At 45.2% G+C, this 16068-nt stretch carries 14 protein-coding genes; 2 read left to right on the top strand and 12 right to left on the bottom strand.

Going from position 1 to position 16068, the window contains the following annotated elements:
- Positions 1 to 62: 62 nt before the first annotated feature.
- Positions 63 to 815 (bottom strand): B-box zinc finger protein, encoded by a 753-nt coding sequence (locus KCTCHS21_RS15440; protein WP_130609935.1) that lies wholly within the window; start codon positions 813 to 815, stop codon positions 63 to 65.
- Between the two features lie 151 nt (positions 816 to 966).
- On the opposite strand from KCTCHS21_RS15440, the gene cdaS reads away from it, so the two are divergent.
- Together cdaS and KCTCHS21_RS15430 are read left to right on the top strand one after the other, a co-directional pair.
- Positions 967 to 1584 (top strand): sporulation-specific diadenylate cyclase CdaS, encoded by a 618-nt coding sequence (gene cdaS, locus KCTCHS21_RS15435; protein WP_408621706.1) that lies wholly within the window; start codon positions 967 to 969, stop codon positions 1582 to 1584.
- A gap of 142 nt (positions 1585 to 1726) precedes the next feature.
- On the top strand, positions 1727 to 2938 hold the full coding sequence (locus KCTCHS21_RS15430; protein WP_130609932.1) for an MFS transporter: 1212 nt from the start codon (positions 1727 to 1729) through the stop codon (positions 2936 to 2938).
- A gap of 58 nt (positions 2939 to 2996) precedes the next feature.
- On the opposite strand, the gene KCTCHS21_RS15425 is transcribed toward KCTCHS21_RS15430, so the two are convergent.
- The 11 genes from KCTCHS21_RS15425 to KCTCHS21_RS15375 form a co-directional block, all read right to left on the bottom strand.
- On the bottom strand, positions 2997 to 4112 hold the full coding sequence (locus KCTCHS21_RS15425; RefSeq protein ID WP_130609929.1) for a polysaccharide deacetylase family protein: 1116 nt from the start codon (positions 4110 to 4112) through the stop codon (positions 2997 to 2999).
- A 102-nt stretch (positions 4113 to 4214) separates the two neighbouring features.
- A complete protein-coding gene (locus KCTCHS21_RS15420) occupies positions 4215 to 4976 on the bottom strand; it encodes an SDR family NAD(P)-dependent oxidoreductase (protein ID WP_130609926.1) in 762 nt (253 codons plus the stop codon).
- A gap of 36 nt (positions 4977 to 5012) precedes the next feature.
- Positions 5013 to 6329: a deoxyguanosinetriphosphate triphosphohydrolase family protein gene (locus KCTCHS21_RS15415; protein WP_130609923.1), complete on the bottom strand. Its 1317-nt coding sequence runs from the start codon at positions 6327 to 6329 to the stop codon at positions 5013 to 5015.
- A 16-nt stretch (positions 6330 to 6345) separates the two neighbouring features.
- The gene (locus tag KCTCHS21_RS15410; protein WP_130609920.1) at positions 6346 to 8577 is read right to left on the bottom strand and encodes a preprotein translocase subunit SecA; all 2232 of its coding nucleotides are present in this window, start codon (positions 8575 to 8577) and stop codon (positions 6346 to 6348) included.
- A 141-nt stretch (positions 8578 to 8718) separates the two neighbouring features.
- Positions 8719 to 9555, bottom strand: a complete 837-nt coding sequence (locus tag KCTCHS21_RS15405; RefSeq protein ID WP_130609917.1) for a hypothetical protein — start codon at positions 9553 to 9555, stop codon at positions 8719 to 8721.
- 180 nt (positions 9556 to 9735) lie between these two features.
- The gene (locus tag KCTCHS21_RS15400) at positions 9736 to 10443 is read right to left on the bottom strand and encodes a FadR/GntR family transcriptional regulator (RefSeq protein WP_130609914.1); all 708 of its coding nucleotides are present in this window, start codon (positions 10441 to 10443) and stop codon (positions 9736 to 9738) included.
- Between the two features lie 20 nt (positions 10444 to 10463).
- Positions 10464 to 11189 carry a LutC/YkgG family protein gene (locus tag KCTCHS21_RS15395; RefSeq protein ID WP_130609911.1) on the bottom strand — a complete coding sequence of 242 codons (726 nt, stop codon included), beginning with the start codon at positions 11187 to 11189 and terminating at the stop codon, positions 10464 to 10466.
- Positions 11182 to 12702, bottom strand: coding sequence for a LutB/LldF family L-lactate oxidation iron-sulfur protein (locus tag KCTCHS21_RS15390; RefSeq protein WP_130609908.1), 1521 nt, complete (start codon positions 12700 to 12702; stop codon positions 11182 to 11184). Before KCTCHS21_RS15390 ends, KCTCHS21_RS15395 begins: the two co-directional genes overlap by 8 nt.
- Position 12703: 1 nt before the next feature.
- A complete protein-coding gene (locus tag KCTCHS21_RS15385; protein WP_130609905.1) occupies positions 12704 to 13426 on the bottom strand; it encodes a (Fe-S)-binding protein in 723 nt (240 codons plus the stop codon).
- A gap of 363 nt (positions 13427 to 13789) precedes the next feature.
- A complete protein-coding gene (locus KCTCHS21_RS15380) occupies positions 13790 to 14554 on the bottom strand; it encodes a DeoR/GlpR family DNA-binding transcription regulator (protein WP_130609902.1) in 765 nt (254 codons plus the stop codon).
- A gap of 26 nt (positions 14555 to 14580) precedes the next feature.
- Positions 14581 to 16056: a rhamnulokinase gene (locus KCTCHS21_RS15375; RefSeq protein ID WP_130609899.1), complete on the bottom strand. Its 1476-nt coding sequence runs from the start codon at positions 16054 to 16056 to the stop codon at positions 14581 to 14583.
- Positions 16057 to 16068: the final 12 nt, after the last annotated feature.

The raw sequence follows: 16068 nt of genomic DNA, 5'->3' as shown, positions 1-16068 counted from the left end.
CACCCCTTAAATGTCGCCAGAGAGAATAACAAAAAGGACAATTGAAAAACTCCACTTCCCCATCAGTATACTATCCTCTCATCACCTTTTACTCGATAACCAATTGTGAGGCTACTAATCGTACTCTTACCGTCATCATACCAAAGATCAATATAATAAAGTCCCTTAACGTAGTGGTAATTGGGGCCTTCTTTGGTGAACCCCTTGTCCTCAAGAAGACGATCTGCTTTTTCCAAGGTATCACCAACCCTAATTCCAAATACGTTGTTCGAGGAATCGGCTGTTGTTAGCATTTTTACTTGTGGATTCGTATTAATCATACCAACCGAAGAATTACCGCCAAGAGTTTCTGAATAGCGTCCAGACAGTTTCAGCTTGGGAAAAATAAAATTCAGTTCACAGCCGAAGCAGCCTTCTGTTTTGTCAGAGCCAAGCCCATATAATTTGCCGACCTCCTGACGATTCATGAAGAGGTGGATATCATTAAATTGTACTTCCGTCATCTCTTGCTTTAATTGAATGTCAGGCCATAATCTTATAAAAATGAATGCACACAGGATGAATATCAAAGCTGCACATGAGAGCAAGAAGCTTTTCTTCTTAATAAAGCTCAATCTAGCGGGAATCTTGAAGACTTTCCGTTTCTTTGGCAAATCCCCATTCATATAAGCTAAGCCGCAGCTCCAGCAATAATCTCGATGATCATCATGAACACATCGCTCGCACAAAATCTTATTACATTGCACGCATTTTTGATGAGCATTAATGGATGGATGATAGTAACAATTCAGTTCAGGCTCTATATGCTCATTCATATAAAAATCATCCCCCTTACTGTTCTTTCCTACCTTTATTCTCCAAAATCCGCACAATTCCTTTTATTCATTGTAGATGGATTGTTTTGCATACATTTGCCCCCCTTTCAACATGCTAATGTGGAGTATGGAGTAAGGAGAGTGACCCGCGATGATGACAACTACCCACAATTGTGATTTCTCACCGATGAAAAAAATAATCAAAGAAGATATTGAACAGCTCGTTTCCGATCTTAGCCACCTTATGCATACAATTGGTGATGAAAATAGTTGCTTGCTTGGCGATTTTGAGAAAATAAAAAAGAGCTTCCTGAAGATTGAATCGAGCGCTGCAACGTTTTACCTCAACTGTTATCTTGCTCCCTTTATTGAACGTTATATGGATTTATCTCTAACCATTCAAAGTCTGTCAGACCGCAGACATGGAGCATTAATAGCAGTGGAGCGAACCGATTCCATTGATAAGCTCGTCCAACCTGGAATTCCAATTGGCGCTCCCGTTACTCATTCGCTGCTCGAGTCCATCTTCTATCCTGGGAGCCCACTTCATGATGGAGCGGTACTTATTAGGGCCAATCAGATTGTTTCTGCGAAAAATATCCTCCCTCTAACCCTAACGCAAGGCAACGATCGAATTACAGGAACACGACATAGAGCAGCAGTAGGTCTATCTGAACAGAGCGATGCGATTGTCCTCGTTGTATCAGAGGAAACTGGCAAAGCATCCTTCGCCAATAAAGGTCAGTTATATACCGTTATTACACCTTAGTAAGTCTCTGCTCTACATTGTTTAATTTCAACCTTAGCAGACCATACTACAACTTAGATTTGACCGTCACACCGGACAACCGGAGATGGTCCTCTCCAAACAAATTAGACTCGTTATGACTATGCAGCTTAGGGAGGACCTCATGGAAGCCCATAAAAAGTGGGACTTAATCTCAATCTCATCTATCCCCTTAACAATGACATTAGCCAACTCTATGCTCATTCCGGTACTGCCAGCCATGCAGAAAGCACTCGGGATTACATCCTTTCAAGCGAGTCTAATCATTACCGCATATGCAGCAGTCGCTATCCTTTTCATCCCAATTGCTGGGTATCTATCCGATAAATTTAGCCGAAAAGCGGTTATTTTACCGGGTCTCATTCTTGTCTCTCTTGCAGGAGTTGGAGCGGGATTGGCAGCCCTGTTGTTAGATAAAGCTTATATGTACATATTAATTGCACGATTAATCCAAGGACTTGGGTCAGCGGGATGCTTCCCTGTCGTATTGCCTTTGGTCGGTGATTTGTTCAAAAAAGATAAAGATGTCAGCAGCGGTCTTGGACTTGTGGAAACTGCGAATACGTTTGGGAAGGTTGTCAGTCCGATTTTAGGCTCAGCGCTTGCTATTTGGGCGTGGTACATTCCCTTTTTCGCGATACCGATATTTAGTCTGATTTCATTTGTATTAGTGCTTTTCTTAGTGAAATCGCCTGCTAAAGATAAAGAGCAAGCTCCGCAGACAAGTCTAAAAAAGTTTATGAAAGCCATTGTAGCGTTGTTACGAATGAAAGGTAAATGGCTTTACGGTATTTTCGCCATTGGTGGCATCAGTATGTTCATCATATTCGGAAGCCTCTTTTATTTATCAGAAACATTAGAAATTCGGGGTGTTAAACCTATAGTTAAAGGCTTAGTCTTGGCCATCCCCTTAGCTTGCCTCTGTATCGTCTCGTTTCTAAGCGGCAAGTGGATCGGTCAGAATAAGCAAATTATGAAATGGACTAGCTTCATTGGCTTAGCTCTATCGACAGCTGTTCTGCTTACTTTAGGACTAATGAAGTGGGAGCAAACGTTGTGGATTGTCCTGCTGCTGTCCGTTGCATCGGCCGGTATTGGTGCAGCCTTGCCAAGTATGGACGCGCTTATTACAGAAGGCATCGACAAAAAACAACGCGGTACCGTTACCTCCCTGTATAGCAGTATGCGTTTTATCGGCGTAGCTGTAGGACCGCCTATTAGCGCTCTGCTTATGCGTGGCTCAATGTCTACGCTATTCCTCGTCGTAGCAGCTACTGGACTTGTGGCGACCCTTATTACAGCCTTTGCCATACGTCCAGGCCATAGGCTCAATTAAAGATACGAAAAGGGAGCCTCCATGGGCTCCCTTTAAATTCACACTTGAAATTTAGGTGTTACATGCTACCTCTACCTGCTTTATTTCTTCTCTTCACAATTAACTTTACTCCCGTCCACAACCAAAGAGCTCCAATAACTAGCAGCGCATAAAAGGTCGCGAACATGTATTGGCGAGTATGATCAACCTCTTCCATCTTATTGTTACCGATTAGCTTCTTAGCTTGCTTCATGAGGGAAAGCTGCAAATCCGGATCGTTCGCCATCCCGCCAGCATCCAATCGGAAGCCATTCGTTTGACCGGTTTTATTCAGTCCACTTCTCACGGTTAATGTAACATCAATGCCCAGCTTGCCGCTCACTTCCAGTAGCTCATCAGAGAACGCCCCATACGGAAAGGCAAGCACATGATTCGGGGCACCGAGCTTCTCGGCCAAAATATCATTTGCCTGACCTAGATCGTTACCCACACGTTGCTTATACTCTTCCTCTGTTTCCCTTCGATCCTTATCCTTCAGAAATATCCGACGAGCTAAGTAGGACATTTTCTTAGAATCCGATGGGCCAGTTGCGAAATATTTATGCGAGTCAAAGGTATGGTTAAAAAATTCAATACCATTTTTGTGCATCAGATCTACCTGCTCCCAGGTAACCCGTGGTGCTCCTTTGTATTTCTCATTGTCTATTAAATTCACGATTAGGAACGCGGAAGCGGGTGCATTGTGCTTCTGCAGCACCGGATACGCATGCGTATAAAGAGATTCATATCCATCGTCAAAAGTAAGCAGCACAGCGTTCTCTGGAACTGGGGAGGCTTGTAAAATAAAGTCCCTGTACTGACTCATCGTAATGATATTGAAATTGTTATCTTTCATTAATTGGAGTTGTTTATCCAAGTGATCAACCGAAAGTGTTCCTGCATCCTCCGGCTTCGGACTGACGTCATGATACATTAGCACGAGTACACGATCCTTATAATAAATCCCAGTTGGATTATTTGCTTCCGGTTTTAATCCTCTAAAGGAATAGAGGGGATTATCAGCGTTATAGCCGAATAAAGCATGACTTAAAGCTGGCGCACGTGAAGGATGTAGCTTGAGATATAGATTACTAAGTAACAATGTACCGACTAAAGCCAATAAGGATAGTAAGATAAAAACTCTTTTTAAAGTCATGTTGTACTCCTCAAATATTTAATTATGTAAAGTATTATTATGTAAAAAAAAGACTCCTGAGGCAACCCAGGAATCATAGTTTGTTCTCGTGGATTGTTCTCATTAAATGGATGGCATAACATTACCACCGCTGACCGGGATATATGCTCCTGTAATAAAGCTTGCTAATTCTGATGCGAGGAACGCAACAGCATTGGCGATCTCTTGGTCTGTACCTCTCCTCTTGAGTGGAACGCTCTTCTCATAGGAAGCGTTTTCCTCCGTATGCTCCGTGCGGTCACGCTCACTGATCGTCCATCCCGGGGCGACTTGATTAACGGTAATTTGATGCTCACCGATTTCCTTGGCCAATACCCGATAAACCCCGTCCATACCTCTCTTACCCGCTACGTATGCAGATTGTGTAGGGAAGTTCTGCATAACACACTCTGTATTAATGCCGATGAATCTCCCCCACTTCTGGTCAATCATAGCTGGCGCGAAGGCTTTAGCTAAATAAACATTTTGCATGACACAAGAATCGAACTGGCTTTCATAATCCTCTGGAGCTTGCTCTAGAATACTTGTCCATTGATATTGAATAACCGCATTAGCAACAACAATATCAACAGCGCCAAGCTCCTCATTTATTTTATTCTTCATCGCTATTATCGAATCATAGGACGTAATATCAGCCTTCACAATGATAGTGCGACTACCGTAAGCTTGAATTTCAGCCTCCAGCTCAAGTGCTTGTGTTTGATTGCTATTGTAATGAATGGCGATGTTGGCCCCGCACTTTGCAAGTGTTCTAGCCATTACGCGGCCAAGCTGTCCTGTTGCTCCCGTAATCAGTGCTGTCTTGTTAGTTAGATCAATTATCATTGTAGAAAGCTCCCCTCCATGCATCTGAAATATTTTCTAGTCTCTTTCATAGATCGATCCAGATCGACTTGCAAAGAATTCAGCGTACACCTTCTCAGCATAGGCATCCGTCATACCTGAAATATAATCGGCAGCCAGCCTCTCCCACGACCACTTATCCTTCTGCTGCTCATAGCTTTCCAGCCAATCCGGAGGGATAATGAGTCGGCCAGCCTCATAATTCACGAAGCTACCCCACAAACGTTCAATCATAACTTCGCTTCGTTTGTGTAGGCGCTGTACGCGGAAATCCTTAATTAAAGTAACCCAAGCGAGCTTCTTCAGAATTTCCATCGTTCTTAGCAGCTCCAGATTCTGCTGACCATCGGCAACAAAAGTAACCTTCTTCCAGCCGGTTTCTGGATCGTCAATAATACCTGCACCATTGGCGAACTTACGAACCCACCTTGCCTTCATTTCACGTCTAGTACGTGAAGGCTCACGATCGCATTCCGCGTAAATCATTTCCCATTGCTCCAAATAGTGAATAAGCACCTGCTGAACCATTACAGCTTTATCAACACCGACCCAATCTAGCTCGGAGTAGTTAGGATCCTCTGTAATTTCTTGCAGCACATGAGCAACTAACCGATCATCCTCAAAAAACCCGCGGTCCATCTGAATTTTACCAGCACGTATGCCATCCTCAAGATCATGCGTGGAGTAGGCGATATCATCACACAAATCCATTAACTGTGCTTCTAAAGTAGCTGAATTTCCTGGCATTCCCCATGTTTGACGCAGGAAGTCTATGCCTTCCCATTCCTTGCGGTAGACGCCTTTGCTTTTGCCAGGCTCATCAATACAAAAAGGATATTTGTTTATCGCAAGCAGAACTGAAGCGGTCAGATCCAGTCCGCTATCGCTACCCGCACGCTTCTCCAGAAACATAAGGATACGGAAATTTTGGGCATTACCTTCATACTTCAGTCCGTGCTGCACCTGAAGCAGTCGGTTAAGAACTTCTTCACCCTTATGCCCAAATGGAGGATGACCTAAATCATGGGCAAGCGAAGCGCATTCGACAACCTCAGGGTCGATCATTAACCCCGGGTGCTCCTTCTGAGATAGAAAAGAATATTGTTTACCCAGGCGCCTAGCTACTTCTCGTGCAATTTGTGATACTTCCAACGAATGTGTCAATCTCGTACGATAGTAGTCCCCAGAGCCTGCGCCGAACACCTGCGATTTCCCTTGTAGTCTCCGGAAGGCTGGCGATTGAATTAACCGCGCATAGTCTTTCTCGAATTCATCACGGTCTTCCCCGGAGTGTATATTTTCCGTGTCGTACAATCTCATTTTTCTAACGTTCATGCCAACAACCTCTTTCTTATAAGCCAAAAATACTCGTTTTCTTCTCCATAAACTGATCTTGGATAAGATACGTCCACGTTCTAGAAGGGATTTTAAGTCCTTCCTTCTCCCAATCGATCTGGTCCTTTGGCGTAGTGGAGCTTATTTTTTTTAATGTTTTTGCCGTTTCTGCTTCTATTTTATCAGGTAATTGCTCGAACGCATGTATGATCCGATTATGGAATTCGTCCACAGGGTTACGGTTTGCTAGGCTTTCTAAATGGATGCCTTCTCGAATATAAGACACGTAAGCGAGATGATCCGACCAGCTACGATCCATGTGATAGAGCCTTACGTACCTCTCTGTGCTGCTTAATGAATCTCTGTTTGTCAGCAAAACTTCCCGCTTCTCCTGCTGTATACGGCGCTGTTCCTCTACCATGTCCGAATACTTGTTTAGATCCTTGCGCATCTCGAAGTTTTGCCCCATAACCACACGTTGGATATGCTCCATCTTTTTGTGGAAAATAGATGCTTCTAGCTGCTCTTCCTGTTTTTTCGTGCGATATGCCGCCGGTATAGCCTTCTCAATACCGAACCGATTAATAAGCTCATCCTCTAAGCAAACATAGAACCGAGATGAACCAGGATCACCCTGACGTCCAGCACGACCTCTTAGCTGATTGTCGATTCTCGCGCTCTCGTTCATATGGGTTCCAATAACATACAAGCCGCCAAGCTTTGCAACTGCATCAGCCTGCTCTGGGTTTCCGCCACCAAGTCGAATATCTACGCCTCGACCTGCCATGTTTGTAGAAACGGTAACAGCCCCTAATTCTCCGGCCTTGGCGATAACCTCGGCTTCCTTCTCATCGTTCTTGGCATTGAGTACGTGACACGGAACACCCGCCTTCTTTAACTCAACAGCAAGTAAATCCGACTCTTCCACACTGCTTGTACCGATAAGAATTGGACGTTTCGTGGCGTGTACTTCGGCGATTTCCTTAACCAATGCTTTCAGCTTTGCTTCCTTGTGTGTGAAAATACGGCTGTCATGATCAATTCTGACTCTAGGCCGATTGGGCGGTATCTCGACGACTTGCAAGCTATAGGTTTCTTCAAATTCCTCGGAAGAATCCTGAGCCGTTGCTGTCATGCCGCTAATTTTCGGATAAAGGCTCAACAAATGCTGTAACGTTATCGTTCCTAATATTTTACCTGAGGACTTCGTCTGCATGCCTTCCTTCGCTTCAACAGCAGCTTGGAGCCCATCCGGCCAATGGCGGTTTTCTGCTACACGCCCCGTATATAAGTCAATGAGCTCGAGCTTACCGTCACGTATCATGTAATCGACATCCCTTTTCAATAGGGACTCCGCATGCAATGCACAATTTAATGACGTTAACAAATGACTGTTATGCGCTTCATATAGATTGCCGCTACGCAAAATCTGCTCGGCTTTCTCTGAGCCTCTGTCTGTTAGAAACACATTTCTTTTGTTCTCATCGAAGTCATAATCTTCGCCTAGCTTAAGCTCTCTCGCTAGATTAGCCATGCGGCTTCCATCTTCTCCAGTCGAAGCCACTTCACCGGCAATAACAAGAGGAACACGAGCTTCATCAATTAATAGTGAGTCTGCTTCATCGACAATTGCATAGTTAAACGGGCGATGAACAATGTCGGACTCACTCATGGTGATGGAATCACGTAAGTAGTCGAAGCCAGCTTCTTTAGCCGTCACATAGGTTATATCCGCAGCGTAAGCCTGTTTTCTCTCTTGGATAGTCATGCCTTCCTTCACGAAGCCTACAGAAAGCCCTAGAAAGCGATAGACAGGTCCCATCCACTCCGCATCTCTACCGGCCAAGTAATCGTTAAAGGTTAGAATATGAACCCCATTGCCTTGTAGGGCATTCAAATACGCAGGCATAACTGCAGCGAGGGTCTTTCCTTCGCCTGTCTGCATCTCAACTAAATTTCCTTCGTGCATAGCTGCACCGGCCATATATTGCACATCGAAAGGGCGCATCCCGAGTACTCGACTCGCTGCTTCTCCAGCTAATGCATAAGCCTCCACCAGCTTCTCATCCAACGATGCTCCATCTTGAATACTTTTCTTCAGCTTTATCGATTCGGATTGTAACCGCTCGTTGTCCCAAGATTGTAGATTAACCCGACTAATTTCGCTAAGCTTGTCCATGTAATGCTTGAGTTTATGTTGAACGAAACGATCTTTTACTTTCTGCATCAGCTTGCTAGCAAAGTTCATCGGAATAGTCCTTTCTTAAATAACCATAATGATTCTATTATAGGGATTAAACGGTTGAATTCATAGCTGAATAAATGAACCAAGGGCTAGTTATAAGTCAAAGTGACTTAAACCAGCCCTTTTACGATTTGTTTATCTGGGTTATTTAGTGACATTAATAAAAGTTAAAATACTTCCTTGTGTATTGGGAAATTCGGGGAAAGGGACACCAACAATTTTAAGCATATACTCTCCAGAGGAATAATTCTTTGAATCAACAACGCCTGTTATTTCAAATTCCCCATGATCGACTGCTGACTCATCGCTTTTCCATACCACATTGTTCTCTTTGGATAACGTAATGTACACCTTCTCCATCATTGATCCATGACCTTTGATTTGAAAACGCTTATTCAATCGAATAGTGTCTGGCAAGTCATAAGGTGTAACGTCGGGCATCCATTCCTTGTATCCCGTGTCTATGAAGTCGAACAGAAGCTTTGATCTAGCTATTCGGCCTTCCGAATCCCCTTCTGCAATCCATACTGTGTCCTGAACAGTCTGGCACGGTGTGTATATAATATTTCCGTCCTTGTCCTCTTGATGAGTGCTCGGACATTGCCATGCAGGACGTATTTCTTGAGACACGCCATCCTCATAAGCGATTCCCAATACTTTACTTCGATCATTCAGCGGGGATATTATTCCTTTTCCGTCAACAGGCTCCGCAAATTCAATCCAACTCAGAATCTGACTGACTTTATCTGGATTCCTATCTGCATACATAACATTTACCTCTGTAGACGAAATCGGCGGAGTCAAGTATATCCAACGTACTTTCCGAGTGTCATCCTGCTTGGGTAAGCCCAGTTTTACTCCTGCTTCTACTTCGTTGACCACTATTGAGGAATTTTCTATGTTAGGTTCGATTATATCCTTCTCCTGTTCGCATCCTGCCATCACAATAGTGAGAAGTAGCAGCAATACTAGCTTTCTCATAAATCACCCCTGCCTCCTTGTCAGTTCCCCATCCAATAACATCACTTTCCAATCACAATGCTATAGACGTAAAAAACCCCAAAAAGTTACAAGGTTAGCTAGTTAAATGTAGCGGGTATGGCACGCTGATAACGCCAAAAAAACGGCTCAGTTAAACGAGCCGCTCTTCATTGCAAATGACTAAATATATTTCATCAAGATATCCTCTACATGCTCCAGATGCTGCTTCATGGTTTGGCCGGCTAACTCCGGGTCCTGATTGCGCACTGCTTCATAGATTGCAGAGTGCTCTAGATATAGGCGCTGTGCAACCTGCTGATTGGAATAGAGCTCTACCCTGCGTATTTCTTTAATTGCAGTTTCGAGTTGATTCGCAATCGATTCGAACAATCGGACCATAATCGAATTGTGTGTCGCCTTGGCCAATGTAAGATGGAAGAGGAGATCTGTTCTCTCCCCTTCCATATCGTGTCCGACTGATCGCTCCATCGCCTCGATTAACGCTTTGAATTCGGATAAATCGTCATCCGTCCTCTTCCTCGCCGCTACCGTTGCATTAGACACCTCTAACGCCTGTCTAGCTTCAAGCAGCTCCAATAGCGTCTCTCTGTTCATCCGCAGAGAATCCAGCTCAGGCAATGTGATCTCTGAAGCCGTATTACGAATAACCCGGCAGCCTCCGCCTTGGCGGATTTCAATAAGTCCCATCGCCTTCAGTGCGCTTAGAGCTTCCCTAGTCGTAGAACGACCGACACCAAAGCTTTCAGACATCTCCTTAGTCGAGGGGAGCTTATCACCGACCTTCAGCTTGCCGTCCACGATCATCCGGTGGAGCTGATCCTTAATTTCCTCATAATGATTCCGCTTCGTTAACTTGGTCATTTCCATTGCTTCTCCAAGCCTCCGTTTCAACCGACAATCAATGCATATACGACACCTGGTCCATGTACACCAATCGTCAAATCATTCTCTATATCCGCCGAACGACTTGGTCCAGATATAAAATGGATCCCAGCAGGCAGATTCTCGCGACCAGCTTCGTCAAAGTGAACCATGATTTCACCTAAACGGGTTTTCAACCGCTCGAGAGGGATAATCGCTATGAGAACCGTAGGCAATAGACTGACTGAGCGCCCCTTATCCTTAGACGACAGAACCGTAATAGATCCAGTATAGGCAGCAGCGTAATCCGCTATAACGACGCCAAAATCCGCCTCAGCCGCACGAGCCTTCCAATACTGCTCTGAATCACTGTTCCATACCGAGATTTGCGCATCGGGAAGTGCACCTTCTAAGTTCAACGCGTCCAGCTCTGGCTGATTTTGCCGAATCACATACTTAGCATTCAGCTCAACAGCTTTGTCCGCTATAAAACGCTGAACATCCTCCATATTCGCAAGTCTCTCCACATGTCCGCCTGCACTCCGGAAATTCGAGGTGAAGCGTTCGATCCGTTCTGCCTCGCCCCATTCATAAGCATTCCAGAAATCAGGCGCGCCACGATAAGGATGACGAGGGGGCTCTGTAACCATAGGCCGCTTGAGCTTCGAGGAAATACCATTAATAAAAGTCTTCTGCTTAGCCCGGGATTCCGCTTCCATCTCCTTGAGCCATTCCTGATGCGTATTAGCCATGTCCGTGCCCCCCTCCATTCGCTCTATCCTTCACGATCGCTTCCATTCTGCTCTTCATCGCTGGATCCATTTCCTTTAGACCATTTCTGATTTCAGCATCCATCGTACTCCATTGATCACGGAACGATTTTTTAGGCAAGCTTGGAGTTACACGAACACTATTCCACCCTTTAAGCGGCCCGATTTTTACTCGAATCTCACCATTCCTAGCGACCAGCTTCTGACCGAGCTTCCCAAGCTTCAAAACAGTCTTAAATCGACCCGATTTCGCCATTACCGTGGCAAAGCCCTTCATTCCAGCTGCTTCTATTTTATCACCATGCCCTTGCTCTACCTTGCGCCTGCGCAAATAGATGAGCATCTCATGAAGAGGAATCTTTACCGGGCAAGCCTCATAACAAGCGCCACAAAGGCTTGAAGCATTCGCTATATCATCCCATTCGGAAACATTTTTCTGCAAGGATGGTGTAAGTACAGCTCCGATTGGACCACTATATGTTCCACCATAAGCATGACCGCCAATATGACGATAGACCGGACAAGCATTCAAGCAAGCTCCGCAGCGTATGCAATTGAGCAATTCTTGGAACTCTGGATCGCCAAGCTGCAGCGAACGGCCGTTATCCACGATAATAATATGCATTTCATCCGGTCCATCTGCATCCACAGAACGACGGGGACCCGTAATGCCGGACATGTACACCGTCAGCTTCTGACCAGTTGCCGATCGAGGCAGCAGCGTTGCCATCACTTCAAGATCCGCCCAGGAAGGGATGATCCTCTCCATGCCCATTAAGGTGATTTGCGTTTTGGGCACAGTTGATACCATCCGAGCATTTCCTTCATTCTCGAACAACACCATAGAGCCAGTCTCAGCAATGGCAAAATTACAGCCAGTCATCCCAATATCCGCTTCTAGAAATTTGGTTCTTAATTTCCTGCGTACATAACCTGCAAGCACTTGCGTATCTGGCTCAAGCTTCTCTCCCGCATCCTCAGACAACAAATCAGCAATCTGATACCGATTTTTATGAATGGCTGGAATAATAATATGAGATGGCGTCTCTCCAGCTAGTTGAATAATGTACTCTCCTAAATCAGTCTCAATAGGCTCAACACCGATTGATTCCAGCGCATGGTTGAGATGGAGCTCCTCCGTAACCATGGACTTCGATTTCACAACTGATTTCGCTTGCTTACGCTCAGCAATAGAAAGAGATATATGAACTGCTTCCTCCGCCGTATCCGCAAAATGAACATGAACCCCGTTCGCACGAGCATTTTCTGTAAATTGGTTCAAATAGTAGTCCAAATGAGCGATGGTGTGGAGACGAATCTGTTTGCCTCTTTCCCGCCACTCTTCCCAGTTTCCATGCTCTTCAGTTGCTTTTATCTTACCGCCCTTTAGTCTCTCCGTTGTAAACTTAACGGCCTTCCGCAGGAAATCGTTGTTTAACGCGATATCCGCCCGTTCCTTAACCGTTGCCCCGTCCGAATGCCCGTGTCCGCTCATCTTACTTCACTCCTTCATATAGAAGCTCTGCCAGGTGCATAACCCGAACCGGTTCGTTGCGGTAACGCAAATTGCCTGCGATGTTCATGAGACATGCCATATCCAAGCCAACAAGCACTTCTGCTTCCGTTTCCTTAATATGGTCGGACTTCTCGGACACCATCGCCGCGGATATATCCGACATCTTCACAGCAAAAGTTCCTCCAAATCCACAGCAGTCCTCTGCAAATGGTAGCGGAACGAACTCAAGCCCTTTCACATGGCTCATAAGCGCCATTGGTTCATCCTTTACGCCTAGTAGACGACTTCCATGACATGAGGGATGATACGTTACTTTATGCGGAAAAGAAGCCCCGACATCTGTTACGCCCAGCACCTGTACGAGGAATTGTGTAAATTCATAGGATTTGCTTTGCAGCTTCAAGGCTTTCTCATACATGATCTTGTCGTCTTCAAACAGCTTTGGATAATGATGAATCATCCCTGTGCATGAGCCCGACGGAGAAATGACGAAATCGCAATCCTCGAACGCTTCAATAATAGTTTTCGCCGTAGTCCGCGCTTCCTTCCAGTAGCCACTATTAAAAGCCGGCTGCCCGCAGCAGGTTTGTACAGTTGGAAACTCAACAGTAACACCGTATCTCGCCAATAAACGCACCATTGCTTCTCCCACTCTCGGGTAGATGGCATCGCTTAAGCATGTAATGAATAAAGAAACCTTCATGCGGCACCCCTCTTCTGCTTCTTTCTATATAATATCAGGTTATCAGACAAGTTGGACGAAAAATGGGTATTTTTTCACTTTAAAATTAAATCCGATACATCCCTTCGATCCATCTCCTGAGCGAACTACACATACCTCTGCAAAAGCTGATATGTGTAGTTCACTCAGGAACGAGAAATCGATGGTTTTACTTTGAAAAATTTCTGCATTTTCATATGAATTTATTCCAATACATCCCTTAAATCCATCTCCTGAGCAAACTACACATACCTCTATTAAAACTGATATGTGTAGTTCACTCAGTAACGTGAAATCGGAGGTGATACTCTGCCGAAATTACGGAGGAAAATATAGTTAATCACATTAAACAGTTATGACGTTAATTCCACGATCCTCTAGCTGAGCAATCGTATCTTTCGCCATGCGGCTGTCTGTTATTATAATATCGACCTCTGACAAATCCGCTACATGCGTAAAGGCTTGAACGCCGAATTTACTGGAATCCGCCAGTAATATTACCTGATCAGCCATCCCAATCATTCGTTCCTTAATCCGCGCCTGCAGTTCGTTGGACTCGCTTATTCCCCGTTCCAGATGGACGCCTTTGCATGACAAGAAAACCTTATCTACATGGTACGCATCCAAGGACCGTTCAGCCAAAGGTCCAACGAAGGATAGAGACTTCTGAGCAAGTATGCCACCTGTTGAGATGACCTCTATCCTCTCCTTGATGCTAAGCTCCGTTGCAACCTTGATCGAATTAGTAAGCACAGTAAGAGGAAGATCAGGTACATCCGATGCCATATACCAAGCTGTAGAGCTGGCATCCAGAAGAATTCGATCCTTCGGCTGTATTAGATTGATCGCTTCCAACGCTATCCGCTTTTTCTCGTCCGCGTTCATAATTTCCCGAACGGCGTACGGAATTTCCGGATGCTGCGGCAAATCCTTAACACTCACCGCGCCGCCATGTGAACGGCGCAAGCGGCCAGCTCGCTCCAGACGATCCAAATCTCTCCGAATCGTCTCCTCAGTAACCTGGCACAGCTCACTCAGCTCGGAAACCCGAATACTTCCTCTCTCGTTGACCAGGCTTACGATTTTCTCATAGCGCTCCGCAACTAGCATCTCTATCCTCTTTTCGCAAAACAAATTTATTCCGTGAGACCCGTTAGCACACAGAAACGACCATACGCATCGTCCCACGCTTCACTCTCTTCTGTATCATAGACTGTAATCGGGAAGGAATCTTTAATCGCTTTACGAGCTTCCCATATATCTGCAAAATCGCCTTGGGCAATCCATTGTACGACCAAATTCCCAATCGCGCTACCTTCCGAAGGACCTGCCCATACTGGTTTCCCAATTGCATTCGCTGTCCATTGGCATAACAATGTATTCTGAATACCGCCACCGACCATGTGCAGTCCACTGAAGCTTTGACCTGAAATACGCTCCGTGAGCTCTAGTACATACCGATATTTAAGCGCCAAGCTTTCCAGAATACAACGGACAATTTCTCCATGAGATTCTGGTGCCTGTTGCCCCGTCTGCTTGCAATAGCTAGCAATTCGAGACGGCATATCGCCAGGAGCCAGGAACGAAGAATCATCAGGATCAATGAAGGAGCTGAATGATTTGGCATCCGCAGCCATCTGTACTAATTCGGGGAATGAGTACGATTTCCCTGCTCTTTCCCACTCTCTGCGGCATTCCTGTAAAATCCATAAACCCATAATGTTCTTTAAGAGACGATAGGTGCCAGCAACTCCGCCCTCATTCGTGAAATTCAGTTTCTGTGCTAAATCATTAATGACAGGCTTGTTCACTTCAGTTCCCATAAGAGACCAAGTACCACAGCTTAAATAAGCAAAGGATTTCTCCGTGGCTGGTACCGCGGCAACAGCAGATCCCGTATCATGCTCCGCAACCGCATAGACAGGTATAGAAGGAATACTAAGCTCCTCGCATACAGAGGATTGAAGCATGCCAGCCTTTGAGCCTGGCTTCAGCACTTCTCCGAACCAAGATTGTGGAAGCTCAAGTAAGCGAAGCAGCTCGCTATCCCACTTACCTTCAATCGGATTATATAATTGTGTTGTAGTTGCGTTAGAAAACTCATTATGAATTTCACCTGTCAGAAAATAACGCAGTAGATCAGGGATCATAAGAAGCCGATTTCCATCCTTTAGTAAGGGGGATTTCGCTTGTTTAAGTGCATATAGCTGATAAATCGTATTAAAGGGAAGAAACTGTATACCCGTCCGTGCAAAAATAACCGATGGCGGCACTTGAGCGAACAAGCTCTCCATCGCGCCTTCCGTGTGCTGATCGCGGTAATGGTAAGGGTTACCAACCAATTCCCCATCCTTACCAATAAAGCCGAAATCTACAGCCCAGGAGTCAATCGCCATACTTTGCAGGTTAATGCCTTGATGCTTCGCCTTAAGTAAGCCTTGTTTTATTTCATGATACAGTCTCAAGATGTCCCAGTAAAGGCGGTTTCCTACCTGTACAGGATCATTCGAGAATCGGTGGAGCTCTTCCACCTCAATCTTACCATCGACGAGACGGCCGAGCAGTGCTCTTCCACTGCTCGCCCCTAGATCAAATGCGAGAATGCTGGACAATCTGCATCACCC

Source organism: Cohnella abietis (genome assembly GCF_004295585.1).
GTDB lineage: Bacteria > Bacillota > Bacilli > Paenibacillales > Paenibacillaceae > Cohnella > Cohnella abietis.
Note: the sequence above shows the minus strand (reverse complement) of the source record. Positions and strands in the feature narration are given on the sequence as shown.

Bases quoted from the DNA above. Each gene is read 5' to 3' on its own strand.
- KCTCHS21_RS15440 (WP_130609935.1), bottom strand. From the start codon at position 815: ATGAATGAGCATATAGAGCCTGAACTGAATTGTTACTATCATCCATCC.
- cdaS (WP_408621706.1), top strand. From the start codon at position 967: ATGATGACAACTACCCACAATTGTGATTTCTCACCGATGAAAAAAATA.
- KCTCHS21_RS15430 (WP_130609932.1), top strand. From the start codon at position 1,727: ATGGAAGCCCATAAAAAGTGGGACTTAATCTCAATCTCATCTATCCCC.
- KCTCHS21_RS15425 (WP_130609929.1), bottom strand. From the start codon at position 4,112: ATGACTTTAAAAAGAGTTTTTATCTTACTATCCTTATTGGCTTTAGTC.
- KCTCHS21_RS15420 (WP_130609926.1), bottom strand. From the start codon at position 4,976: ATGATAATTGATCTAACTAACAAGACAGCACTGATTACGGGAGCAACA.
- KCTCHS21_RS15415 (WP_130609923.1), bottom strand. From the start codon at position 6,329: ATGAACGTTAGAAAAATGAGATTGTACGACACGGAAAATATACACTCC.
- KCTCHS21_RS15410 (WP_130609920.1), bottom strand. From the start codon at position 8,577: ATGAACTTTGCTAGCAAGCTGATGCAGAAAGTAAAAGATCGTTTCGTT.
- KCTCHS21_RS15405 (WP_130609917.1), bottom strand. From the start codon at position 9,555: ATGAGAAAGCTAGTATTGCTGCTACTTCTCACTATTGTGATGGCAGGA.
- KCTCHS21_RS15400 (WP_130609914.1), bottom strand. From the start codon at position 10,443: ATGGAAATGACCAAGTTAACGAAGCGGAATCATTATGAGGAAATTAAG.
- KCTCHS21_RS15395 (WP_130609911.1), bottom strand. From the start codon at position 11,189: ATGGCTAATACGCATCAGGAATGGCTCAAGGAGATGGAAGCGGAATCC.
- KCTCHS21_RS15390 (WP_130609908.1), bottom strand. From the start codon at position 12,702: ATGAGCGGACACGGGCATTCGGACGGGGCAACGGTTAAGGAACGGGCG.
- KCTCHS21_RS15385 (WP_130609905.1), bottom strand. From the start codon at position 13,426: ATGAAGGTTTCTTTATTCATTACATGCTTAAGCGATGCCATCTACCCG.
- KCTCHS21_RS15380 (WP_130609902.1), bottom strand. From the start codon at position 14,554: ATGCTAGTTGCGGAGCGCTATGAGAAAATCGTAAGCCTGGTCAACGAG.